The organism is Bradyrhizobium sp. LLZ17 (assembly GCF_041200145.1).
In the GTDB taxonomy this organism is placed as follows: domain Bacteria; phylum Pseudomonadota; class Alphaproteobacteria; order Rhizobiales; family Xanthobacteraceae; genus Bradyrhizobium.
Map to the genome: position 1 here is coordinate 2,169,245 of NZ_CP165734.1, position 23,020 is coordinate 2,192,264.

Annotated in this window: 20 protein-coding genes and 2 pseudogenes; 4 read left to right on the forward strand and 18 right to left on the reverse strand. The window is 64.3% G+C overall.

What is annotated here, in order from left to right; all coding sequences use genetic code 11:
* Positions 1–16: 16 nt before the first annotated feature.
* On the reverse strand, positions 17–967 hold the full coding sequence (locus AB8Z38_RS10865; protein ID WP_369724937.1) for a sugar-binding transcriptional regulator: 951 nt from the start codon (positions 965–967) through the stop codon (positions 17–19).
* Positions 968–974: 7 nt separating this feature from the next.
* On the reverse strand, positions 975–1,637 hold the full coding sequence (locus tag AB8Z38_RS10870) for an HAD family hydrolase (RefSeq protein ID WP_369724939.1): 663 nt from the start codon (positions 1,635–1,637) through the stop codon (positions 975–977).
* A gap of 171 nt (positions 1,638–1,808) precedes the next feature.
* Here AB8Z38_RS10870 and AB8Z38_RS10875 point away from each other — a divergent pair, with 171 nt between their 5' ends.
* The gene (locus AB8Z38_RS10875) at positions 1,809–2,216 is read left to right on the forward strand and encodes a hypothetical protein (RefSeq protein ID WP_369724941.1); all 408 of its coding nucleotides are present in this window, start codon (positions 1,809–1,811) and stop codon (positions 2,214–2,216) included.
* Between the two features lie 57 nt (positions 2,217–2,273).
* On the opposite strand, the gene mmsB is transcribed toward AB8Z38_RS10875, so the two are convergent.
* The 16 genes and pseudogenes from mmsB to AB8Z38_RS10955 form a co-directional block, all read right to left on the reverse strand.
* Positions 2,274–3,464, reverse strand: coding sequence for a multiple monosaccharide ABC transporter permease (gene mmsB, locus AB8Z38_RS10880; RefSeq protein WP_369724943.1), 1,191 nt, complete (start codon positions 3,462–3,464; stop codon positions 2,274–2,276).
* Positions 3,461–5,038 carry a multiple monosaccharide ABC transporter ATP-binding protein gene (gene mmsA / locus AB8Z38_RS10885; RefSeq protein ID WP_369724945.1) on the reverse strand — a complete coding sequence of 526 codons (1,578 nt, stop codon included), beginning with the start codon at positions 5,036–5,038 and terminating at the stop codon, positions 3,461–3,463. Before mmsA ends, mmsB begins: the two co-directional genes overlap by 4 nt.
* 169 nt (positions 5,039–5,207) lie before the next feature.
* Positions 5,208–6,281, reverse strand: a complete 1,074-nt coding sequence (gene chvE / locus AB8Z38_RS10890) for a multiple monosaccharide ABC transporter substrate-binding protein (RefSeq protein WP_369724946.1) — start codon at positions 6,279–6,281, stop codon at positions 5,208–5,210.
* Positions 6,282–6,355: 74 nt separating this feature from the next.
* Positions 6,356–7,237, reverse strand: a complete 882-nt coding sequence (locus AB8Z38_RS10895) for an SMP-30/gluconolactonase/LRE family protein (protein ID WP_369724948.1) — start codon at positions 7,235–7,237, stop codon at positions 6,356–6,358.
* Positions 7,234–8,310, reverse strand: coding sequence for an aldose epimerase family protein (locus tag AB8Z38_RS10900; RefSeq protein WP_369724950.1), 1,077 nt, complete (start codon positions 8,308–8,310; stop codon positions 7,234–7,236). The genes AB8Z38_RS10895 and AB8Z38_RS10900 overlap by 4 nt, the downstream gene beginning before the upstream one ends.
* 2 nt (positions 8,311–8,312) lie before the next feature.
* Positions 8,313–9,239 (reverse strand): Gfo/Idh/MocA family protein, encoded by a 927-nt coding sequence (locus AB8Z38_RS10905; protein WP_369724952.1) that lies wholly within the window; start codon positions 9,237–9,239, stop codon positions 8,313–8,315.
* A complete protein-coding gene (locus AB8Z38_RS10910) occupies positions 9,236–10,012 on the reverse strand; it encodes a FadR/GntR family transcriptional regulator (protein ID WP_369724954.1) in 777 nt (258 codons plus the stop codon). Before AB8Z38_RS10910 ends, AB8Z38_RS10905 begins: the two co-directional genes overlap by 4 nt.
* Positions 10,009–10,989: a galactofuranose ABC transporter, permease protein YjfF gene (yjfF, locus tag AB8Z38_RS10915; RefSeq protein ID WP_369724956.1), complete on the reverse strand. Its 981-nt coding sequence runs from the start codon at positions 10,987–10,989 to the stop codon at positions 10,009–10,011. Before yjfF ends, AB8Z38_RS10910 begins: the two co-directional genes overlap by 4 nt.
* Positions 10,986–11,978, reverse strand: coding sequence for an ABC transporter permease (locus tag AB8Z38_RS10920; RefSeq protein WP_369724958.1), 993 nt, complete (start codon positions 11,976–11,978; stop codon positions 10,986–10,988). The genes yjfF and AB8Z38_RS10920 overlap by 4 nt, the downstream gene beginning before the upstream one ends.
* Entirely contained in the window at positions 11,975–13,519 is a 1,545-nt protein-coding gene (locus tag AB8Z38_RS10925; protein WP_369724960.1) for a sugar ABC transporter ATP-binding protein, read from the reverse strand. Before AB8Z38_RS10925 ends, AB8Z38_RS10920 begins: the two co-directional genes overlap by 4 nt.
* 116 nt (positions 13,520–13,635) lie before the next feature.
* The gene (ytfQ, locus tag AB8Z38_RS10930; protein ID WP_369724962.1) at positions 13,636–14,601 is read right to left on the reverse strand and encodes a galactofuranose ABC transporter, galactofuranose-binding protein YtfQ; all 966 of its coding nucleotides are present in this window, start codon (positions 14,599–14,601) and stop codon (positions 13,636–13,638) included.
* Between the two features lie 219 nt (positions 14,602–14,820).
* Positions 14,821–15,993, reverse strand: coding sequence for a fumarylacetoacetate hydrolase family protein (locus AB8Z38_RS10935; RefSeq protein ID WP_369724964.1), 1,173 nt, complete (start codon positions 15,991–15,993; stop codon positions 14,821–14,823).
* 81 nt (positions 15,994–16,074) lie between these two features.
* Complete coding sequence (locus AB8Z38_RS10940; protein WP_369724966.1) at positions 16,075–17,052, reverse strand: HEAT repeat domain-containing protein; 978 nt, start codon at positions 17,050–17,052, stop codon at positions 16,075–16,077.
* Between the two features lie 2 nt (positions 17,053–17,054).
* On the reverse strand, positions 17,055–17,288 hold the full coding sequence (locus tag AB8Z38_RS10945; RefSeq protein ID WP_369724968.1) for a ferredoxin family protein: 234 nt from the start codon (positions 17,286–17,288) through the stop codon (positions 17,055–17,057).
* Positions 17,289–17,319: 31 nt separating this feature from the next.
* A complete protein-coding gene (locus AB8Z38_RS10950) occupies positions 17,320–19,062 on the reverse strand; it encodes a fumarate reductase/succinate dehydrogenase flavoprotein subunit (RefSeq protein WP_369724970.1) in 1,743 nt (580 codons plus the stop codon).
* A gap of 104 nt (positions 19,063–19,166) precedes the next feature.
* Positions 19,167–19,939 (reverse strand): annotated as a pseudogene (locus AB8Z38_RS10955) (ferredoxin--NADP reductase).
* Between the two features lie 226 nt (positions 19,940–20,165).
* On the opposite strand from AB8Z38_RS10955, the gene AB8Z38_RS10960 reads away from it, so the two are divergent.
* From AB8Z38_RS10960 to AB8Z38_RS10970, 3 genes and pseudogenes are all read left to right on the forward strand, one after another.
* Positions 20,166–20,462, forward strand: a complete 297-nt coding sequence (locus AB8Z38_RS10960; RefSeq protein WP_369726468.1) for a DUF971 domain-containing protein — start codon at positions 20,166–20,168, stop codon at positions 20,460–20,462.
* 188 nt (positions 20,463–20,650) lie between these two features.
* Positions 20,651–21,427 (forward strand): annotated as a pseudogene (locus tag AB8Z38_RS10965) (Crp/Fnr family transcriptional regulator).
* Positions 21,428–21,592: 165 nt separating this feature from the next.
* On the forward strand, positions 21,593–23,014 hold the full coding sequence (locus tag AB8Z38_RS10970) for an ABC transporter substrate-binding protein (protein WP_369724972.1): 1,422 nt from the start codon (positions 21,593–21,595) through the stop codon (positions 23,012–23,014).
* Positions 23,015–23,020: the final 6 nt, after the last annotated feature.

Sequence of the window (23,020 nt, forward strand, 5' to 3'; positions counted from 1 at the left end):
CGAAGAGCGAGCCGCCCTATCTCTCCAGAATCGCGCGCGCGGTGGCCTCGTCCGTGATCAAGCCGTTGATCAGCCGTCCGTTCAGCGCCGCGGCGATCGCCGGCACCTTGGCCCCGCCGACCGCGGCGCCGATCGTGGTGGCCTTGGCCGGCACTTCCGGCGGAATGCTGGTCAGGCGCTTGTTGGTGCCGGCCTTGAGCAGGCGGCCTTTGGCGTCATAGGCCCAGCCGGTGATCTCGCCGATGGCGCCCTGCCGCATCATCTCGAACAATTCGTCGCGGGTGACGAAGCCGTCGACATGGATCTGCGCCTTCTGGTCCATCTGCCCGATGCCGACGAGCCGCAGATCGGCCTTGGCCGCGACCGCCTTCACCTTGGCGATCGGCTCGATCCGGACCATCTTGTTGCGCTCGTCCTCGGACGACATCAGGAACGGCAGCGGCATCGGATAGTGCCGCGCGCCGGTGCGGTCGGCGAGGCGGCCGACGGTGTCGTAGAAGCTCGCTGAGCCGTCGGCAGAGATGTTGCCGACCAGCGAAACGATCTGGTGGTTGGGCCGGTCGATCGGCGTGACGCGCTCGACTGCAGCGCGCACCGCGCGCCCGGTGCCGAGCGCGACGATCACCGGCGTCTCCGCGCGCAACGTCGAATCCAGCAAATTGGCGCAGCGTTCGGCGATGCCGGCGGTAGCCTGCAGCGCCGCTGGATCGGCCGGCACCACCTCGCAATGGACGAGATCGAAACGCTGCCTCAACCGCGCCGCCAGCTCCATGCAGGCGGCGATGGGATGTTCGAGGCGGAACGTGATCAGCCGCTCGGCGAGGCATAGCGAGACCAGCCGCTGGGCAGAGGCCCGCGACACCTGGAGCATCTTTGCGATCTCGTCCTGGGTGTGGCCGGCAATGAAATAGAGCCAGCCGGCGCGCGCGGCGTCGTCGAGCCGTGATTTTTCGTTCTCGACGGCCATGATGGCCTCACGCCTCCCAGAAATCGCTCATGCGCGCGAAGACCCGATCGGCTCCGGCCGCGGACAATAACGCCTGGCCGTCACGGGCGCCATAATGGCTGCCGCCGACAAATCCCCAGACCGTCATGCCGGCCGCCTTCGCGGCCTGGACGCCGCTGACGCTGTCCTCGATCACCAGCGCGCGCGAGGGATCGGCCTGCATCCTCGCGGCGGCATAGAGGAAGAGATCCGGCGCCGGCTTGCCGTGCTTGACCATCTGCGCGGTGAAAAGCCGGTTGCCGAAATGGCTGCGGAGGCCGGTGACGTCGAGCGACAGCGAGACACGATCGATGTCGCTGGAGGACGCGACGCAGAACGGCGCGCGCAACGCGGATATCACATCGGCGACGCCTGAGATGGGTTGAAGCGACCCAGCGAAGCTGTTCAGCACATGCGACTTCAATCGCGGCAGAAAGCCGTCCGGCACGGCCTGTCCAAGGTCACGATAATGCTGCTCGATCGCCTTCGTGCTGCGTCCGAGGAAGAGTTCGAGTGCCTGTCCTTCGCTAAGCGCGATCCCAAACTCGGCCAGCACCTCCGACAGGCACCGACAGCTCAACAGCTCGCTATCGACGAGCACGCCATCGCAATCGAAGATGATGAGATCGGGCTCCGGCCGGTTTTGGTCCATCCCGCCATTCGATCATATGCCCACTTCGTGAGCAATAGCTCACTTCCGACGCCGCGTTCCCGGTGCTGCCCGCGAACGGACCAGCCCGCGCTATGCACAGACTTAACGTGATCTTAAAGTTGTGGCGCTGATCTGCTGCTCGCTCTCTCAGCAGCGAGGCGTGAGACGTTCATGCTCAAGGACGGTACGTACCGGGCGTGGTTCAAGACACCGACCGGCCAAGGCACAGGCATCGCCCATGTCGCGGACGGGGTGATCTGGGGCTGCGACGGAGTCATGACGTACAGCGGCACCGTCGAGGTCAGCGGTGAGCGATTTACCGCAACCCTCCTAACCAAGAGGCACACCGATCAGCTGCCAACAGTGTTCGGAACCGACGACGAACTCAAGCTGACGCTGGAGGGAACCTGCTCCGGCAAGATCGCTCAATACACAGCAACGGCTGAACAGTTCCCCGGCGTGCTGCTCGAAGGCACGCTCATTTACAATGAAGAGCAGCCGCCCGCGCCGGCAGCGCAACAGCCGGCGCCAAAATTCGACCCGTCCAAGCTCCCAAAATTACCAAAGCGCTCCCGCTGACCGCACGAGAGGCGCCGACGCGCACGAGCGAACCCGCCGGGCGCAGTTGATCGCGCCCTACCTCCGCTGATTATAGACGTCGATGCACACGGCTCCGAGCAGCACCAGGCCCTTGATCACCTGCTGGTAGTCGATGCCGATGCCGAGGATGGACATGCCGTTGTTCATCACGCCCATGATCATCGCGCCGACCACGGCGCCGCCGACCCGACCCACACCGCCATAGGCCGAAGCGCCGCCGATGAAGCAGGCGGCGATGACGTCGAGCTCGAAGCCAAGACCGGCCTTGGGCGTCGCGGTGTTAAGGCGCGCGGCGAATACGAGGCCGGCAAGCGCGGCCAGCACGCCCATGTTGACGAAGGTGAAGAAGGTCAACCGCTCGGTCTTGATGCCCGACAGGCCGGCCGCCTTGGCATTGCCGCCGACGGCATAGATGTGCCGGCCGATCACGGTGCGCCGGGTGACGAAGCCGTACAGCGCGATCAGTACGCTCATGATCACCAGCACGTTGGGCAGGCCGCGATAGGTCGCGATCAGATAGGTGAAGTAGAGCACCGCGCAGGCCAGCACGATGCTCTTACCCAGGAAGAACGCATAGGGCTCGGCCTCGATCCCGTGCGACAGCTCGCGCGCCCGGCCCCTGGCGCTGGCATAGACCATCCCCAGCGCCAGCACGGCGCCGATCAGCATCGAGGTCGGATGCAGCGTGCCGGCTTCGGGCAGCAGTTCGGGGATGAAGCCCGACGACAGCTTCTGGAACGTCGACGGGAACGGCCCAAGCGACTGCCCTTGCAACACCGCGAGCGCAAGCCCCTTGAACACGAGCATGCCGGCCAGCGTCACGATGAAGGACGGGATCTTGAAATAGGCAACCCAGTAGCCTTGCGCGGCGCCGATGGCCGCGCCAACCACGAGGCAGGCGATGAAGGCGAGCGTGTAATCGACCTTGTACGTCACCATCAGCAAGGCAGCCACGGCACCGACGAAGCCCGCGACCGAACCGACCGAAAGATCGATGTGTCCGGTCACGATCACCAGCAGCATGCCCAGCGCCATGATGACGATGTAGCTGTTCTGGAGCACCAGATTGGTCAGGTTGAGCGGCTGGAGCAGCGTGCCGCCGGTCATCACCTGGAAGAACAGCATGATCGCGATCAGCGACATCAGCATGCCGTAATTGCGCAAATTGTTCTTGATGAAGCTGCCGTGCTGGCGCTCCTCGGGCAGCGAAACCGTCTTGTCGGTCATGGCTGCATTCCTCCCATCTCCGCGGCCTCAGGCACGCCGTTTCCATTGCTTCGTTCATTGCGCATGATGGCGCGCATGATCTTTTCCTGCGTCGCCTCGGTGCCCGGGAACTCGCCGACGAAGGCGCCGTCATTCATGACACAGATGCGGTCGCAGATGCCAAGCAGTTCGGGCATCTCCGAGGAGATAACCACGACGCCGCGGCCGGCTTCCGCAAGCTCGTTGATGATACAGTAAATCTCGTATTTGGCACCGACATCGATGCCCCGGGTCGGCTCGTCCAGGATCAAGACCTTGGGATCGGTCATCAGCCATTTCGACAAGACCACCTTCTGCTGGTTACCGCCGGACAGTTGGCCGGTCTCCTGGTAGACGTCGGAGCAGCGAATCCGCATCCGGTTCCGGTAGTCGGTGGCGACTTTGAGCTCGGCGATGTCGTCGATTACCCGGCCAGGCGCGACCTGGTCGAGGCTCGCCAGGGTGATGTTCTTGCGGACGTCGTCGGCCAGGATCAGCCCGAGCTGCTTGCGGTCCTCGGTGACATAGGCAAGGCCGGCGTCGATCGCGGCCGCGACGTTCGGCAGCGCGATCTGATGGCCCTCGAGCGCGATGCGGCCGCTGATATTGGTGCCCCAGGCGCGGCCGAACAGGCTCATCGCGAACTCGGTGCGGCCGGCGCCCATCAGCCCGGCGATGCCCACGACCTCGCCGCGCCTGACGCCGAAATTGACGTTCTTGATCACCTGCCGCTCGGGATGGATCGGGTGATAGACCGACCAGTTCTCCACGGCGAGGACCGGTTCGCCGATCTTGGCGCTGCGCTCGGGGAAGCGATGGGCGAGATCGCGGTTGACCATGCTGCGGATGATGCGGTCTTCCTGGATCGCCTCGGTGCGGCAATCGATGCCGTCGACGGTGCGGCCGTCGCGCAGCACGGTGATGTGATCGGCGACGCGGGCGACCTCGTTGAGCTTGTGCGAGATCAGGATCGACGCGATGCCCTGCTCGCGGAAGGTCATCAGGCGTTCGAGCAGAGCCGCGCTGTCGGCCTCGTTGAGGCTGGCGGTCGGCTCGTCCAGGATCAGCATCCGCACCCGCTTGGAGAGCGCCTTTGCGATCTCCACGAGCTGCTGCTTGCCGACGCCGATATCGGTGATCAGCGTATCCGGGGATTCCTTCAGGCCGACCTGCGCCAAGAGATCGCGCGTGCGCCGGTACACCTCGTCGCGGTCGATCACCCCTAATCTTGACGGCGGATGCGACAGGAAGATGTTCTCCGCGATCGACATCAGCGGGATCAGCGCCAGCTCCTGGTGAATGATGATGATTCCGAGCGCTTCGGAATCGTTGATGTCGCGAAAAAGCCGCTCCTCGCCGTCGAAGATGATGGTGCCCTCGTAGCTGCCATGCGGATAGACCCCGCTCAGCACCTTCATCAGCGTGGATTTGCCTGCGCCGTTCTCGCCGACGAGGGCGTGGATCTGGCCGGCCTCGACCGAGAAGTTGACGTCGCGCAGCGCCTGCACGCCGGCAAAGCTCTTGCTGACGTTGCGCATCTCCAGCATTGCAGTCATCGCTTCATGTCCCTCCTTCGCCTCTCCCCGCTTGCGGGGAGAGGCCGAAATGCGCGCGTAGCGCGGATTTCGGGTGAGGGGAGTCTCCACAAGGACAACTGGCCGTGTGGAGAAACCCCTCACCCCAACCCTCTCCCCGTAAGAACGGGGCGAGGGAGACGAAAGAATCTTACTGGAACTGCGCCTTCTTGTAGTAGCCGCTGTCGACCAGAACCTTCTCCCAGTTGCTCTTGTCGACGACCACCGGCTTGAGCAGATAGGACGGCACGGTCTTGACGCCGTTCTCGTAGGTCTTGGTGTCGTTGACGGTGACCTGCTTGCCGGCGAGCGCCGCATCGACCATGTCGGCGGTCACCTTGGCGAGATCGCGGGTGTCCTTGAAGATGGTCGAGTACTGGTCACCGCGCAGCATCGCCTTGATCGAGGGCACCTCGGCATCCTGACCGCTGATGATCGGCATCGGCTGATCGGCGCTGCCATAGCCCACGCCCTTCAGCGAGGAGATGATACCGATCGAGAGGCCGTCATAAGGCGACAGCACGGCGTTGACCTTCTTCTTGCCGTAGTAGGCGCTGAGCAGGTTGTCCATGCGGGCCTGCGCAGTGGCGCCGTCCCAACGCAAAGTCGCGACCTTGTCCATGCCCATCTGGCCGGAGGCGACGACGAGCTTGCCACTGTCGATGTACGGCTTCAGCACGCTCATCGCGCCGTTGTAGAAGAAGTAGGCGTTGTTGTCGTCGGGCGAGCCGCCGAACAGCTCGATATTGAACGGACCCTTGCCCTCCTTGAGGCCGAGCCCCTTCTCGATCGATTGCGCCTGGAGCACGCCGACCTGGAAATTGTCGAAGGTGGCGTAATAGTCGACGTTCGGCGTGCCGCGGATCAGGCGGTCATAGGCGATCACGATGATGCCCTTGGCCTTGGCCTGCTTCAGCACGTCGGAGAGGGTGGTGCCGTCGATAGCGGCAATCACCAGCGCTTTCGCGCCCTTGGTCACCATGTTCTCGACCTGCGAGAGCTGGTTCGGAATGTCGTCCTCGGCATATTGCAGGTCGGTGTTGTAGCCGCGCTCCTTCAGCGTCTTCACCATGTTGTTGCCGTCGTCGATCCAGCGCGCGGAAGACTTCGTCGGCATGGCGATGCCGACGCTCGCCTTGTCCTGCGCCGAGGCGGTGATGGCCGAAGCCATCGTCGCAGCGCCGGCCAGGGCCAGCGCGAGGAACGTCGTTTTCAGTTTCAGCATATTTCACTCCCTTGGGTGTCAGACTGTGTTTTTAGCTTCGTCGAGAACGTTGGTGGTGGGCTGCTTGCGGCCTCCTATGTGAGCTTGACGTCCGGCTCCGCACGTCCGCGCGCGGATGCCTCGAGCAGAAAAGTGCAGCCGGCTTGCGGATCGGCGGCGCGCGCCGCGCCGTCCATGTCCTGCCAGGCAGATGTGACCAGCAAGCGCGACAGATCTGGTCCGACAAAGGCCGGACAGCTCGCCTGCCGCGCGGGCACGCGCAGCGAGCGCAGGCGCTCACCCCGGGGAGAGTAGACATCGATCCGGCTTCCGCCCCAGCAGGCGTTCCAGATCTGCCCATCGGCATCGCACACCGAGCCATCGAGGCCGCCGGTGCCGGTGTGCCGCAACAGCAGCTCCGCTTCGCCGCGCGGCAGACCGGTCGCGGGATCAAGCCGAACGGAATAGAGCACCGCGCGCGCGGTATCGGCGAAGTAGCCGGTGGCGCCGTCGGGCGAGAAGCAGATCGAGTTGGGGATGGTGATGCCTGGAAACAGCGTCGAGATCTTGCCACCATGAAGCGCGTAGATCGCCCCCGCCCCCGGCTCGGCCTTGCGCCCCATGGTCCCGATCCAGAACGTGCCGGACTGATGCACGCGGCAATCGTTCGAGCGCGTGTCGGGATTGTCCGCTTCGAGCGGGAGGAACAGCGTCATCGCGCCATCGGCGAGTGTGCGAATATAGAGGCCGTCTTCCGCCGCGATCAATTGCCGTTCGGCATCGACGCGCCCGAGCGCGCTCGCCATCCGTCCGAGCGCGTGGACGCGAATGCTGCGGCTGCCAAGATGCGCCTCGAACAGCTTGCCCTCGCGGATGTCGAACCACCAGGCGGTATCGCTGGTCAGATCATAGCTCGGCCCTTCGCCGAGATGACACTGTTCGGCGGACAGAACCGCGGTCGGCACCTCTTCGATCATGGCGCCCTCACCACGAATCGATAGACCGTGCGATGCCGATAGACTTGGGCGGGATCGAGGCGCGCGCTCGGGAAATCCGGCCGGTTCGGCGCATTCGGCCAGATGTGCGGCTCCAGGCAGATGGCGTCCGACTGCCGGATCAGCTTGCCACCTTTGCCCGAAATGGTGCCGTCGAGGTAATTGCCGGAATAGACCTGGAGACCGGGCTGATCGGTGAACAGCTCCATGACCCGCCCGGAGCGCGGCGCTTCCAGCCGCGCCGCGAAAGCAAGCTTGCCGTCGCGCCCGAGGCAGTAGGTGTGGTCGTAGCCCCTGCCGTTGCGCAATTGCTGATCGTCTTCGCGGATGCGTTCGCCGACCCGCCGCGCATCGCGGAAATCAAACGGCGAGCCGGCCACCGCGCGCGGCGGCTCCGGGAGCGGAATAGCGGTCGGATCGATCGCGAGAAAATGCTCGGCCGCGACCGTCAGCTTGTGGTCCAGGGTGGACGTGGCTGAGGTCGCGCCTTCCAGGTTGAAGAAGCTGTGATTGGTCAGGTTGACAATGGTCGGACGGTCCGTCCGCGCCTCCATGCTGAGCGACAGCTCAGTCGGACCGGTGATGCTATAGGTCAGGCGCACGTCAAGCCGGCCGGGATAGTTTTCCTCGCCATGCGGGCTCGTATAAGTGAGCGTCACCGCCGGCTCTGCGCCCTCCTCGATCCCCGCGATCTGCCAGAGCTTGCGGTCGAAGCCATCCAAACCGCCATGCAGCGCATTGGGGCCGTTGTTGACGGCAAGCTGCACCTTCTCGCCATCGAGCGAAAATTGTCCGTCAGCAATACGGTTGGCGTAGCGCCCAACGGTGGCGCCGAAGAATTTTCGTTCGGCGAGATAGCCGGCAAACGCATCGTGCCCGAGCACGACGTCGTCGTAACGTCCCTTTGCATCCGGCGCGATCAGCGCCTGGATCACCGCACCATGGGTGATGAAGCGTGCTTCGAACCCGCCCTCCCCGCGCAGCACGATGCGCTCCACGGATCGACCGTCCGGCAGCGTTCCAAAGACGTCTTTTGTTATTTTGGCGCCAGCCATGCCTAGTCCATGAACGGTTCGACGATCGTGCGTTTGCCGAGCAGGAAAGCATCGGCGACGAGACGAAGCGGTGCCAGATCGACATCGCTCGCGCCGGTCGGGGTCAGCTCGACAAAGCGCCGGTACAGCTCGCGATATTCCTGATCGGGCGCCTCGGCAAGCAGTTTCCCCTCGACAGCCATGCGCCGCCCCCCGCCTGACAATAGCATCTGGCCCTGATCGGTTTCCACGACGATATCCCAGCTCTGCGGGCCGGTCTGGCGGAAGTCGAATTCGGCGGTGACCGGCAGGCCGCTGATGTCGGTCAAGGTCAGGTTCGCCGCAATCGGCGCCTGGCGATTGGCGGGAAAGGCAAGCTCGGCCGCGACGACGAACACCGGCCTCGGCAGGATGCGGGTCAGGATCGAGAGCGCGTTGATGCCGGGATCGAACACGCCAAGCCCGCCGGGCTCCCAGATCCAGGCCTGTCCGGGATGCCAGACGCGGACGTCTTCCTTCCAGCTGATGTGCACTGAGGTGATCCGCCGCGCCGCGAGCCATTCGCGCGCCGGCTCGACCGCCGGCGCATAGCGCGAATGCCAGGTCGCAAACAATGTGCGTTTCGCATCAGCCGCCATCGCGATCAGCGGATCGAGCTCGGCAACACCGGTGCCGGGCGGCTTCTCCAGCATCACATGCTTGCCGGCTTTGAGCGCAGCGGCGGCCTGCGCGCGACGCACCTGCGGAGGGGTGCAGAGCGAGACCGCGTCGATCGCAGGCCCCTTCTCCAGCAGTTCCTCGATGGTCGCAAAATGCGGCAGGCCCGGCAATTCGGCATTGCGGCTCGCGACCGCAGCGAGCGTCGCGCCCGGCGTCGCGGCGATCGCACCGACATGCTGGTCGCGCGCGATCTTGCCGAAGCCGACGATGGCGATGCGAAGTTCAGTCACGCTTGTTCTCCAGTCCCGGCGGATGGCAGCGCGTCGGCCGGCGCGGTCTCGACCACACTGCCGTCGTGGCGACGCATACCATTGTGAATGACATATACCATCGCCTCCGATGCAGTCGCGGCATCGCCGGCCACAATCGCATCAACGATCTTCTGATGCCAGAGCAACACGGTGTCGCGGTCTTCCGGCTCGACCGGCGCGCTGAGCAGAAACGACGCGCGCAAGGCGGCCTCGATGACGTGGCCAATCGAGCGCATGAACAAATTTCCGGACGCGCGCGCCACCGCGACATGAAGCGCGAGATCGGCATCGGCAAAGCTGGCGGAATCGGAGGCGTCAAGCCGCATGCGATCCATGCAGCGACGGAGTTCAGAGATGTCCTGCTGCGATCGCCGCGCGGCCGCCAGCACCGCGGCCCGCGGCTCGACCGCGAGGCGGATCTCGGCAAGGTCGTTGAGGAAGCGCTTGTCGATGCCGGCGTCCAGATGCCAGGCCAGCACGTCGGCGTCGAACATGTTCCAGGCGGTCCGCTCGCGCACGACGGTCCCGACCCGGGCCTTGGTGGTGAGAAGGCCCTTGGCGACCAGCGTCTTCACGCTCTCCCGCAGCACCGGACGCGACACGCCAAACATCGCAGTCAGCTCGGCGTCGCCCGGCAGCCGTGTCTCTTCGGCATAGCGGCCGGCGATGATGTCGACGCCGATCGAGCGGGCGACTTCCGCGTGGTTGGAATGGGCCCGCCGGGTCGGGATGACGAGGATGCGCGAGGTCATGAGGCCGCTCCCGCGCTCTTCGCCACCGGGCGGCGCGCGAGCGCGACCAGCGCCTGCTGCAATGCGATGAAGGCGAACAACAGCACGCCGGTCGCGATCTTGGTCCACCAGCTCGACAGCGTGCCGTCGAAATTGATGTAAGTCTGGATCATTCCCTGGATCAGTACGCCGAGGAAGGTGCCGATCACCGAGCCCTGGCCGCCCGTGAGCAGCGTACCGCCGATCACGACGGCAGCGATGCTGTCGAGCTCGACGCCGACCGCGGAGAGCGAGTAGCCGGCGCTGGTGTAGAAGGAGAACACGATCCCGGCGATCCCCGCGAGCAGGCTCGACAGCATGTAGATCTTCACCGTCATCTTGCCCACGGCGACGCCCATCAGGCCGGCGGTCGCCCGGCCGCCGCCCAGTGCGTAGACATTGGCACCGAACCGGGTGAAACGCAGCAGCAGAACGCCGCCGACCACGATCACGAGCATGATGATCGCGATCGCCGTCAGCCGCCCACCGCCCGGCATTCGCAAGGCAAAGTCGGACACGGTCGAATAGACCGGCGCGGTGATCGGCACCGATTCCGTCGAGAGCAGGAAGCTCGCGCCGCGGGCCAGGAACATGCCGGCGAGCGTCACGATGAAAGGCGGCAGGTCGAAGACATGGATGATGGCGCCCATCCCCGCTCCGAAGCCCGCCGAGAGCACGAGGATGGCCACGAAAGCGACCGGCGGCGGCACGCCCCAGCGCTCGATCGCCAGCGCCACAAACACAGTGGTGAAGCCGATCACCGAGCCGACCGAGAGGTCGATGCCGCCGGAGATGATGACGAAGGTCATGCCGGTCGCGACGATGCCGAGGAAGGCGTTGTCGGTGAGGAGATTGCCGACCACGCGCGTCGAGGCGATGTTGGGGAACTGCGCCGCGCACAGCGCGAAGCCGAGGACCAGCACGATGGCCGTGATCAGGACGGGCGGCAGGCCTTTCATTTCTTTGGCCTCCGCAGCCGCGCCATCAACCCCGAGAAGCCCGCGAGCTTCGGTGATTGCAGCAGCAGCACCGCAAGCACAACCACGGCCTTGACCAGCAAATTGAATTCCGGCGGATAGCCCGACAGCAGAATGCCGGTGTTCATGGTCTGGATGATCAGCGCGCCGAGCACGGCGAGCACGAGGCTGAAGCGGCCGCCGAACAGCGAGGTGCCGCCGATCACCACGGCGAGAATGGCGTCGAGCTCGAGCCAGAGGCCGGCATTGTTGGCATCCGCTCCCATGATGTCGGCCGCCGCGATCACGCCGGCAAGCGCCGCACACACGCCGCACCAGACATAGACCGCCAGGATCATCGCGCGCGTGCCGACGCCGGCAAGCTCGCTTGCCCGCGCATTGCCTCCGGTTGCCTCGATCAGGAGCCCGAGCGCCGAGCCGCGCACCACCGCGCCCGTGAGGATCAGCATGCCGAGCGCAATCGCGATTGGCACAGGCAGGCCGAGGATGGAGCCGTTGCCGAGCCAGACCAGGTCGGGCGAGGAGAAGGTGACGATACGCCCTTCGGTGATGAGCTGGGCGATGCCGCGCCCCGCCACCATCAGGATCAGCGTCGCCACGATCGGCTGCATGCCGAGAATGCCGACGAGAAAGCCATTCCAGAGCCCGCAGACGAGCCCGGCGCCGAGCGCCGCCGCCAGCACCACCGGCAGGCCATGGCTGTCGGCGAGGCTCGCCGCGATCGCGCCCGAGATCGCCATCACCGCGCCGACGGACAGATCGATACCGCGCGTCGCGATCACCAGCACCATGCCGAGCGAGAGCAGCGCCACCGGCGTGCCGCGGTTGAGCACGTCGATCAGGCTGCCGAACAGGCGGCCATCCTGAAGGCGCAGGTCGAAGAACTGCGGCGACACCACGCGGTCGACCGCCAGGATGACGATCAGCGCAAGAATCTGGGCGAGGCCGCGGCGCGGCAACAGCGCTGTCATGCCCGCCCCTCATGTGCCATCGCGGCGCCGTCGGCGGCGATGGCCGCGAGAATGTTGGTGACGTCGATAGCCTCGCCCGTGAGTTCCTCGACATGGGCGCGATCGCGCAGCACCACGACGCGATCGGAGTAGGTCACGATCTCGTCGAGCTCGGAGGAGATCACGAGCAGCGCCAGCCCGTCATCGCAAAGCTCGCGGATCAGCCGGATGATCTCGGCATGCGCGCCGACATCGATGCCGCGGGTCGGCTCATCCAGCACCAGCAGCCGCGGCGAGGTCGCGAGCCAGCGCGCGAGCAGGACTTTCTGCTGATTGCCACCGGATAGCAGCCCCACAGGACGGTCCGGATCGGGCGGACGGATGTCGAGCATCTTGACGTAACGGCGCGCGATCTCGTCCTGCTCACGACGCGACAGCGGCAGATAGAGGCCGCGCTTGGCCTGCAGCGCGAGCACGATGTTCTCGCGCACGGTGAGCTCGGCGACGATGCCGTCGGTCTTGCGCTCCTCCGGGCAATAGCCAAAGCCGTGGCGCACCCCGTCGCGCGGCGACTGCAGCCGCACGGCAGTGCCCTCCACTTTCGCCTGCCCGTGGTCGGCGCGCTCGGCCCCGAACACCAGCCGTGCCGTCTCGGTCCGGCCAGACCCGAGCAGGCCGGCGAGCGCGACGACTTCGCCGTGGCGAAGCTCGAGATTGAACGGTGCGACATAGCCGGTCTTGCCGTAGCCTTCGAAGCTCGCGCAGACCTCACCGGTCTGATGCTCGCGTGTGGCCGCGCGCGCGCTGGTGGTCTCCGCAAGCTCGCGGCCAAGCATCATCCGGATCAGCTCGATCCGCGGCAGCGAGGCGGTCTCGCGCTCGCCGACCAGCCGGCCGTTGCGCAGCACGGTGATGCGGTCGGAGACCTCGTAGACCTGGTCGAGGAAATGGCTGACGAAGACGATGCCGATGCCACGCGCGGCAAGCTGACGCATGATGCCGAAGAGTATCTCGACCTCGTGCCGGTCGAGGCTCGCGGTCGGCTCGTCGAGGATCAGCACGCGCGCGGAGAGATCGACGGCGCGCGCGATCGCGGTGACATGCTGGATCGCCACCGAATAATTGCCGAGCGGCGCGGCGACGTCGATGTCGAGGCCGAATTCGGCAAGCAGCAGTTTCGCGCGACGGCGCATCTCGGCTTCGCGCACGATGCCGAGGCGCATCGGCTGCCGGTCGAGAAACAGGTTTTGCGCCACCGACAGGTTCGGCAGCAGATTGACTTCCTGGTAGACGGTGGCAATGCCGGCCTCAAGCGCAGCCTTGGCCGAACGCGGCGCCACCTCCTCGCCGCCCAGCCGGATGATTCCGGCATCGCGCGGGAATACGCCGGTCACGACCTTGATCAGCGTGGACTTGCCGGCGCCGTTCTCGCCCAGCAACGCATGGATCTCGCCGGCACGCAGCGTGAAGTCGACCTCCTGCAACGCACGGACCGCACCAAAGCTCTTGCTGATCCCGCGCACTTCCAGGAGCTGCGGAGCAGGATCGAGGCTGTTCCCCATCGCGAAATCACTCCCAACGGCGCCCGCGAACCGCGCGGACGCCCAACCCATTCGTTTGCGCAGCGGTTACGGAAGGCAGCGCCGCCGGACCACCGCCGACGGCGCAATTCCCCGCCTCAGTAACCGAGGCCCTTTTTGCTGTCATACACCTTCTGCGGGTCGTCGGCAGCCGTGTAGAGCTTGGACTCGGTCTGGATCCACTTCGGCGGAACGGTGCCCTTGTCCTTGAAGGCCGCAATGGCATCGAGCGCCGGGCCTGCCATGTTCGGCGTCAGCTCGACCGTCGCATTGGCTTCGCCCGCGGCGATCGCCTTGAAGATGTCCGGGACCGCGTCGATCGAGACGGTGAGGATGTCCTTGCCGGGCTTGAGGCCCGCTTCCTTCATCGCCTGGATGGCGCCGACCATCATGTCGTCATTATGCGCGTAGACCGCACAGATCGACTTGCCGCCGCCTTCCGCCTTGATGAAGCTCTCCATCACTTCCTTGCCCTTGGCGCGGGTGAAGTCGCCGGTCTGGCTGCGCACCACTTTCAGGTTCGGATGCTTGGCAACCGCGGTATCGAAGCCCTTCTTGCGGTTGGCAGCGACGCTGGCGCCGACCGTGCCCTGCAATTCGACGATGTTGCAGGCTTTCGCGCCGACGGTCTTCGCCAGCCAGTCGCCGGCGACCTCGCCTTCGTGCACGCTGTCGGAGGTGACCGCGGTGAGATAGAGGTCCTTGCCGGAGGGATCGATGTCGCGGTCGAGCAGCACGACCGGGATCTTGGCCTCCTTGGCTTCCTTCAGCACCGAGTCCCAGCCGGTCGAGACCACGGGCGCGAGAAAGATCGCATCGACGTTCTGCGCGATGAAGGAGCGGATCGCCTTGATCTGGTTCTCCTGCTTCTGCTGCGCGTCGGCGATCTTGAGATTGACCTTTCGCTTGGTGGCTTCCTGCTTCGAGACCGAGGTCTCGGCCGCGCGCCAGCCGGATTCCGATCCGATCTGCGAAAAGCCGATGGTGAGCTCGGCGGCATGCGCCGGCAGCGCGATCAGCAACGCGGCCGTGGCGCTGGCCGCAAAAAGGGCTTTGAGGGTCATCAGGCGTATCTCCCAAGAATGTTATCCGGGGCGCCGCTCGGTAGCATGACACCCTCAGGCCGGCCTTAAGCCAGCGGGCGGGACTATTTCACGGAAGATTGGTTCCGTATAGTCATATTATTTGACTATTTGCCCGGAGTTGACGGAGGGACGTTCGATCCTGACCCGGATCTGGGGCGCCAGTTCCGGTCTGTCCCCGCAAGCGGGGAGAGCGAAATGCTAGATCAACTTCCGCTGCGCCAGGTTCTTCATCAACGCGCCGATGCCGAAGGTCCAGGGCTCGCACTCGTCGCTGCCGCGCATGCGGTTGACGAGCTTGCCGAGCTGGGGCGCTGCGATCGTGACGATGTCGTCGCGCTTGTGGGTGAAGCCCTGCCCCGGCGCGTCGCGATCCTTCACGGGTGCGAACATGGTGCCGAGGAAGAGCACGAAGCCGTCGGGATATTGATGCACGGGCCCGATCGTCTGCGCGACGAGATCGGTGGGATCGCGGCTGATCTTGCTGATCGAGGAATGGCCGTCGAGGACAAAACCGTCCGTGCCCTTCACGTTCAGGCTGATGTCGAGCTTGCGCGCGTCGTCGAGCGTGAAGGTGTCGTCGAACAGGCGCAGCAGCGGACCGATCGCGCAGGAGGCGTTGTTGTCCTTGGCCTTGGACAGCAGCAGCGCCGAACGCCCCTCGAAGTCGCGCAAATTGACATCGTTGCCGAGCGCGCCGCCGACGATCTTGCCGCGGCTGGAGACGAACAGCACGAGTTCGGGTTCCGGATTATTCCAGGTCGATTTCGGATGCAGGCCGGCATTCATGCCGGTGCCGACCGAGGACAGCGTCGGCGCCTTGGTGAAGACCTCCGCATCGGGGCCGATGCCGACTTCGAGGTACTGGCTCCAGGCGTTCTGATCGATCAGCACCTGCTTGAGGTGCATGGCCTGCTCCGAGCCCGGCTTGAGCTTTGACAGATCGTCGCCGATCAGCCGCGTCACTTCTTTCCGGATCGCCTCGGCCGATGTCGGATTGCCCTTGGCCCGCTCCTCGATCACGCGTTCCAGCATGGAGATGGCGAAGGTGACGCCGGCGGCCTTCAGGGTCTGGAGATCGACCGGCGCAAGCAACCATGGCTTTTTCGGATCGCGCTGATCGGGTGCCGTGTTGGCGACGATGCCGTCGAGATCGCCGATGCGCTCGCCCCTGGTCGCGGCAAGCGCCTTGGCGGGGTTCTCCTCCTCGCACAATGCACTGATCGTCGGGAATTTTGCGGTGACGTCAAAGACGCCGTCGGCGCGAACGGCAACGACGGCCGGGCCGCTCGCCTGCGGCAGCCAGACCCGGCCTGCCAGTGTTCCCCGCGTTCCGTCCTCGGGAAGAAGATCCTTGGCACTCAGCGTGATCATGGCCGCGTCCTCGCTTTTTTGTTGGCGAAGACCAATAAACGTCTGGCTCCGGAAGTCCAGAGCGGCAACCCTGCCCCGCAGCTATGCCCCTGCCCGGGCCTTTCGGGCCGCGATCTGCTGAAGCGCCCAACGCGCGTTCTTGCGCACGTCGGGATCTGGATCATCGGCGATCACAGCCAGGAACGCCTCGCCGTCGGGATGGGCGATCTCGCCGAGCGCGGCAGCCGCCTCTTTGCGCAGATTGGCCTGGTCGTGATTGATGCAATTTCCGATCGGGCGCACCGCGCGCTCGATCTTCATGCGGCCGAGGCTGCGGATCACCTTCAGCCGCACCTGCCAGAACTCGTCGGCAAGACAGGCCACGAGCTGGTCGGCGGCGAGCGTACCGTTGCTGTTGAGGCCCAGCGTCTCCGCCGCCATCTCGCGGACCATCCAGTCGCTGTCCTTTAGCGCGCGCGTGATCGTCTCCGCGGCAGGCTTCAGCTGCGAGAAGGCCAGCGCGCTCACGGCGGCGCGGCGCACATGCGCGTCGGGGTCGTTGATCAGCGCGGTCAGCGCGGGAATGGATTCTTCCAGCTTCAGGAAGCCGATCACGCCGATCGCCTGCACGCGCACGGCAGCATCGGAATCCTGGAGTGCTTCCAGCGCCGGCTTCAGCGTGTCCTTGCAGCGCAGCTCCTTCAGCGCGCGCAGCGCGCCCATGCGAACAAATGCATGGGCGTGCTTGACCAGCGGCAGGATGATCTCGGCGCAGGCGGGATCCTTGAACTCGGCCATGCTGTCGGCCGCCGCCGATGCCACGATCCTTTCGGGGTCGACCAGCAGCTTCACCAGCGCACTCGCGGCCTCCGGCCCGTCGAACTCGCCGAGCGCCATCGCGACCTGCTGGCGCACGCCGGCATCGGGATCCGCCACCATTTTGGCAAGGTGCGCGACTGCGGCCGGATCGCCGGAATGGCCGAGCGCGATGATCGCGACGCGGCGTTCGGCGGGATCGGCGGCCTGGAGCCGCTCGTCAGCGTCTTCGAGGTCGTCATAGGATTCGAACGGGCTCGACATGACTACCTCAGGAGATAGGGAATGTTGACGGTGACGGCGCCGGTCGGGCAATCGGCCTCGCACGGCATGCAGTACCAGCACTCGTCATAGGCCATATAGGCCTTGCCGGTCATGTCGCTGATGCGCAGCACGTCGAGCGGACAGACCTCGACGCATACGGTGCAGCCCTTGTCAGCGATGCATTTGGCGTCGTCGACGACCACCGGGACCGATGTCTGATAGGACGCGAGAGGCATTGGATGTCTCCTGTTGCTATGGTGCGGTGGATCAGGCGGTGGCGCGAATGCGCTGCTTGTCGTAGAGGTCCTTCTCGTCGTCCGCGATCGGGACGACATAGGGCTCCACGGCGCGCTTCTCGCTGGTCATCTTGCCGTCTCGCTTGCTTAGCAGGGTGTGGCAGAACCAGTTCTCGTTGTCCTTCTCCGGAAAATCCGTGCGCCAGTGATAGAGGCCCCAGCGGCTTTCCTCGCGATAGAGCGAGGCATGCACGGCCATGTCGGCGCAATCCATGATCGACTGCACTTCGAGGGCGCGGAGCAGTTCGTGCGCGTTGCGCGCGATCATGTGCTCCTGCATATCCTCGCGCGCCTCGGCAAGGCGGCGCATGCCGAGCTCGTATTTGCGCGTCACCTTCGGCGGCTGGAGATAGTCGTTCACCAGGCGCCGCGTCTTGTATTCGAGCTGGTTCGGCGGAATGCCGTCCTCGCGCGTGGTCGGCGCCATTACGCGGTCGCGTTCCACGGCGACATCGGCGGCATCGAACTCCGCAAAATCGTGGTTGTCAGCGAACTCCATCGCGTCGACGCCGGCAACCGAGCCGTTGGTAAAGGCACCCAGCATGTAATTGTGCGGCACGCTCGCCATGTCGCCGGCGGCGTAGAGGCCCGGCACCGTGGTGCGGGCATTGTCGTCGACGAACACGCCCGAGGCGCTGTGGCCGGAGCAGAAGCCGATCTCGGAGATATGCATCTCGATCGACTCGTTGCGGTAGTCGACCCCGCGCCCCTGCTGGAACAAGCCGCGTGTCGGCCGCTCCACCTTGTGCAGCGTGGTTTCGATTTCCGAGATGGTGTCGGGATGAAGATGCTTGAGCTGGAGGAACACCGGACCCTTGCCGGACAACAGCTCGTTGTAGAACTCCAGCATCATCTGGCCGGACCAATAGTCGCATTCGATGAAGCGCGATCCCTCGTTGTTGGCGGTAAAGGCGCCGAACGGACCGGCCACGTAAGCGCAAGCCGGACCGTTATAGTCCTTGATCAACGGATTGATCTGGTAGCATTCGAGGTTCGCGAGCGCGGCCCCCGCGTGATACGCCATCGCATAGCCGTCGCCGGAATTGGCGGCGTTCTCGTAGGTTCCGAACATGTAGCCGGAGGTTGGCAAACCAAGACGGCCGGCCGCGCCCGTGCAGAGGATCACGGCCTTGGCCTTGATGACGAGAATCTCGGCCGTGCGGGTGTTCACAGAGATCGCGCCGGCGATGCGGCCATCGGCGGATTTGAGCAGCCGCGTTGCCATGTAGCGATTCGAGATCAGGATGCGGGCACGGCGGAGCTGGCGGTACAGCGCCTTCTTCACGGTCTCGCCGTTCGGCATCGGCAGAACGTAGGTGCCGATATGGTGCACCTTCTTGACGGCGTAATCGCCGTTCTCGTTCTTCAGGAAGCGGATGCCGAAACTGTCGAGCTCCTCGATGATTTTGTAGCAATTCTGGGCGTATTTATAGACCGCCTTCTGATCGACGATGCCGTCATTGGCGATGGTGATTTCCTTGGTGTACTGCTCCGGCGTGGCGTAGCCGGGGATGACGGCGTTGTTGAGCCCGTCCATGCCCATCGAGATCGCGCCGGAACGCTTGACGTTGGCCTTTTCGAGCAGGACGACATTGGCCTTCGGGTTCTTCAGCTTCGCCTTCAGCGCCGCCATTGGGCCCGCGGTGCCGCCACCGATCACCAGCACATCGCAGGAAACCTCCGAAAGTCCGTCGACGATCTGATCTAGTGCCATCGCTTGCTCCTGGTTCGCCGGCAGGTCCGGCGCCTTTGCATCAGATTTGTTCAGGTGAGTTGCCGGCGATAGCAATTAGTTGTCGCCGGGATGCGATTTGCGCCTCAGCGCTCGACGAAGGCTTTTTCGATCACGAAATGGCCGGGTTTGCTGTGGTTACCCTCGACAAAGCCCCGCGCGGACAACATCGCGGGAAGCTCCTCGAGCATCGCCGGGCTGCCGCACAGCATGATGCGGTCGCTGTCGATATCGAGGCCGGATTGGCCGATATCGTCGAACATCTGGTTGGATGCGATCAGGTCGGTGATGCGGCCGCGGTTCTTGAACGGCTCGCGGGTCACGGTCGGGTAGTAGACGAGCTTGTCGCGGATCAAGGGTCCGAAGAATTCGTGATTGCGCAGCCCGTCGACCAGGTGCTCGCCATAGGCAAGCTCCGAGATCTGACGGCAGCCATGGGCCAGGACGATGGTCTCGTAGTTCTCGTAGACGTCGGGGTCCTTGACCAGGCTGGCGAACGGCGCAAGCCCGGTGCCAGTCGACAGCAGCAGCAGACGCTTGCCCGGAATGAGGTTGCCGGTGATCAGCGTACCCGTGGCCTTGCGGCCGACCAGGATGATGTCGCCTTCCTGATCTTCTGCAGCCGCGACGTGAGCGGGCCGTCCGCAACCTTGATCGAGAAGAACTCCAGCGCGTCTTCGTGATTGGCGCTGGCCATGCTGTAGGCCCGCATCAACGGCTTGCCTTCGACTTCGAGCCCGATCATCGCGAACTGACCGTTCTGAAACCGGAAGCCGGGATCGCGCGTCGCGGTGAAGCTGAACAGCGAGTCGGTCCAGTGCCGGACCGACAAAACCGTTTCCTTTTGAAATGCGCTCATCATCTCTCCTTGGCCCACGACTGCGGCACAAAATTTCGGAGAGACGGGAATCCGGCAACGCCGAACTGGAAATCCCGGTCGATTAGTTTCACATTTCGCGGACGATGATTGAAGAGAAGGCAGCGAACGTCAGGCGAGATAGCTCGCCGCGCTTCCGCCGGCAATTAGTTGCTATTCGCGCACGTCAGCTACAATGTAGAAGAGCGCTCGGAGACACGTCATGACCATGGCCTTGGTGGCACCGACCGTTGCGGACTATGAGGCAAGCGCGGATCTCGCGACGCTCCTCGTTCGCACAACCGAGGGCGAGGCATTCAGTCTGCCCGCCGAGCAGCTTCGCCTCTCCTGCAAATGCGCCCACTGCACCCGCGCCCGCTTCGACGAGCGCTTTCCCGAGCGCTTCCCGGGGATCGCGATCACCGAGATCGGCGATCTCGGCTACGGGCTGAACATCTCGTTTTCGGATGGGCATAACCGCGGGATTTACCCCAAGCCGTATCTGCTGACCCTGACGGGGCGCTAGGGCGCGCTCGGCCTCCGCGCTCCGCTGTCATTCCCCGCGAAGGCGGCGAATCCAGTACGCCGCGGCCTGACCGTATCCCATTGCTTTCGCTGGAATACTGGATCGCCCGGTCGAGCCGGGCGATGACAGCTGTGTGACTGGCACGGACATTGCTCCGCTTTCGAACGATTTCAACGTTCCGGAGGCAGATGATGTTGCAGGCGGCCAATGTGGTTCGCGGGACGATTCCCGCAACGGTCCGGCCTGCCGGCAGCTCATCGCTGCTGCTCACCGAAAACCAGCAATGGATCGGCGGCCCGCCGCCGCTGATGGACAAGCTGACGCCGCGCGAGCGGGAACTGGTGCTGAAACAGGGCCGCCGCAAGGTCCTCAACCGCGGCCAGACACTGTTCAGCCAGGGCGGCAAGCATGACGGTATCTGGCTGATCGAGAGCGGCCGGATTCGTGTGTTCTATACCTCGCCGCTCGGGCGCGAGATCACGCTGGCCTACTGGCATGTCGGCAATTTCGTCGGCGGGCCCGAAGTGTTCGAAGGCACCGTGCACCAATGGTCCGGTGTTGCATCCAGCAATTGCAGCGTGGTGCACCTGCCCGGAAAAAGAGCTGCGATCGCTTGCCGTCGAAATACCGAATCTCGCGATCGGCCTCATCGAAGGCCTGACCTTCAAGGGCAAATGCTATTCCGCGCTGGCGCAGATGCTGGGAACGCGCTCGATCACACAGCGTCTCGCGCATCTTCTGCTGCATCTCGTCGATCTCTATGGCGTCGAGGATGCCGACGGCCGGGTGATCGCGGCGGCCTTTACCCATGCCGACATCGCCCACATGGTCGGTGCCACAAGGCAATGGGTGACGATCAGCCTGAAGCGCATGCAGGAAAAGGGATCGTCTTGACCAAGCGCTCGCAGATCGTGGTCTGCCGGCCCGACGCGCTGGAAGAGATGCGCGGTCAAGGCAGCGACTAGGGCCGCTGCACAGACAAGCGGCTTTATAGTGCAGGACTGCCCAAGGAGTATGCAATCGGCTTTTCCCGGCAACTAATCGACTGCGGCGGTAATTCCGGATTTGCCCTGTCTGCGCCCTCACCCAATCATGGCAACCACAGCCCAGCCAACCGAATGAGGATGAGAATGGTCCGCCATCTTCCCACGCTCTCGATCGCGACGTCGGTGACGTCGCTGGCGCTGCTGCTCGCGCAGCCGGCCTCAGCGGAAACGGTGACGCTCGGCATCGGGACGCAGGACACCACGACCAATACGGTGACCGCCGGCGTCGTGATCCGCCAGTTGCATCTCCTTGAAAAGTACCTGCCGAAGGACGGCAAATACGCCAACATCAAGTTTGAGCTGGAGTGGCAGAATTTCACGTCCGGTCCGCCCGTCACCAATGCGATGATGGCGAACAAGCTCCAGATCGGCATGATGGGCGATTATCCGCTGATCGTGAACGGCTTCACCTTCGAGAGCAATCCCGAAAGCAAGAGCCGCCTGATCGGCGTCGCTGCCTACAGCCTGTCCGGCTCCGGCAACGGCATCGTCGTCCACAAGGATTCGCCCTACTACGAACTCGCCGATCTCAAGGGCAAACTCGTGAGCGTCCCGTTCGGCTCCGCGGCGCACGGCATGGTGCTGAAGGCGATGCAGGACCGCGGCTATGGACCCGACTTCTTCCAGCTCGTCAGCCAGAGTCCGGAGGTCGGCTCGACCAACCTCCAGGAAAAGAAGATCGACGCCCACGCCGACTTCGTACCGTTCGCGGAGTTGCTGCCGTTCCGCGGCTTCGCGCGAAAGATCTTTGACGGCGTCGAAACCAACCTGCCGACCTGGCACGGTGTTGTTGTGCGCACCGACTTCGCCGAAAAATATCCGGAAGTCGTCGTCGCATATGAGAAGGCGCTCATCGCCGCCAACCAGTGGCTGCGTGCGGATCCGAAGCTTGCCGCCGAGAAAATCCAGGAATGGACGGGCATCAACAAGGAGGTCGTCTATATCTTCCTGGGGCCGAGCGGCAACATGACGACCGATCCCACGATCAAGCCCGCGCTGATCGATGCGGCTGCGACCGATGTCAAGGTGCTGCAGAATCTCGGCCGCATGAAGGAGTTCGATCCCAAGAAGTGGGTTGACGATTCCTACATTCGCAAGGCGTTCACCGAGATGAAGCTCGATTACGACGCTCAGCTCGCCAGCACCAAGAACTACGAAATCTCCGGCGAAGACAGTTTCTGCAAGAAGCCGATCGCCGATCCGCGCAAGGCCGGTGAGGTCTGGGTGGACGAGATCGGCATCCTGCCCTTCGCCAGCACGTCTTGCACGCTCGGCGCTTATGCGGATTTCAAGGCCAAGGGCAAGAAGATCAACGTCGCCTATGTCTTCGACACCACGCGCGGCATCAAGTTGTTCGCCGACCAAGCCTTCTTTGCGGTCGGCAACGGCGACGTCGCGCCGTTCCTGCTCAAGAAGGACGCCGAAGCCTACGCCGCCAAGATCAGCGGCAAGGTGCTCGGCTTCGATGACGCAGTGAAGGCGGCGGTCAGCGGAGGCAAGACTTGAGCAGCC